The sequence below is a fragment of the Acinetobacter sp. NIPH1876 genome (genome assembly GCF_022808535.1).
GTDB lineage: Bacteria > Pseudomonadota > Gammaproteobacteria > Pseudomonadales > Moraxellaceae > Acinetobacter > Acinetobacter higginsii.
Genome location: NZ_JALGBR010000046.1, coordinates 1 through 1023 on the forward strand (window position 1 = coordinate 1; position 1023 = coordinate 1023).

The window sequence follows — 1023 nt, forward strand, 5'->3', positions numbered from 1 at the left end:
GGCTTTGTTGCATAAATAAATTTCATCCCCATACATGTTAGATGAATACAGAATCAAAAAGCCGATACAAAACAACGAACTGGTCTGAGTACAATCAGGCTTTACGTCAACGGGGTGCTTTCACCATTTGGTTTGATCCCCAAATGCAATGGTCTGCAACACCTACTGGAAAAAAAGGACGTCAACCTACCTACACTGATATAGCAATTCAATTTGCCCTCACGATACGAAACCTGTTCCAACTGGCTTTACGCCAAACACAAGGTTTCATTCAAAGCCTTTTTCAAATGGCTCACCTCGACTGGAATGTTCCAGACTTCTCAACATTGAGTCGGCGAGCAGATAAGCTCCAGCCACTTCTACATAAATCAGCAAAAAATCCACAGGAAGACTTGCATATTTTAGTTGATAGCACAGGGATCAAAGTTACAGGTGATGGGGAATGGGTGCGTAAAAAACATGGCGTAAACCAACATCGTCAATGGCTGAAATTACATCTTGCGACAGATGCAAACAGTGGAGAAATACAAGCGGTTGAAGTCACGACCTGCCAATATGGTGATGCTGAAATCCTCCAACCTCTTTTAGATCAAATTGATGAACCCATTGCATCTGTCACGGCTGATGGTGCTTATGACACAGTGAATTGTTATGATGCGATTTTAAAACGGCAAGCAAATGTAATTATCCCTCCTCGTTCCAATGCTGCTTTATGGGCAGAAAATGAAATTGGTAAAGCAAGGAATCATGCAGTACAAGGCTGTTGGGACAAGGGTCAAAAGCAGTGGAAACGAGATATTGGTTATCATCGACGATCCCGAATAGAGGCTAAAATGTTTGCCTTGAAACGACTTGGACAAGGTGTATCTAGTCGATGCTTTAATCGTCAGGTGGTTGACTTGCAAATAAGAGTCGATATTTTGAATAAATTTACTCAACTTGGTACAGCTAAAACGGTGGCTGTTGCATAAATATCTGAAGATTAGAACAACTCTATCTTTCGTCTATTTGTGCAACAAAGCC

1 protein-coding gene is annotated in these 1023 nt (G+C 41.3%); it reads left to right on the plus strand.

The window, feature by feature from the left end:
• The first annotated feature begins 41 nt into the window (after positions 1 to 41).
• Entirely contained in the window at positions 42 to 971 is a 930-nt protein-coding gene (locus tag MN869_RS20325) for an IS5-like element ISAba10 family transposase (RefSeq protein ID WP_005274609.1), read from the plus strand.
• Positions 972 to 1023: the final 52 nt, after the last annotated feature.

Excerpts from the sequence above, each read along its gene's own strand:
- MN869_RS20325 (WP_005274609.1), top strand. The coding sequence starts at position 42 with ATGAATACAGAATCAAAAAGCCGATACAAAACAACGAACTGGTCTGAG.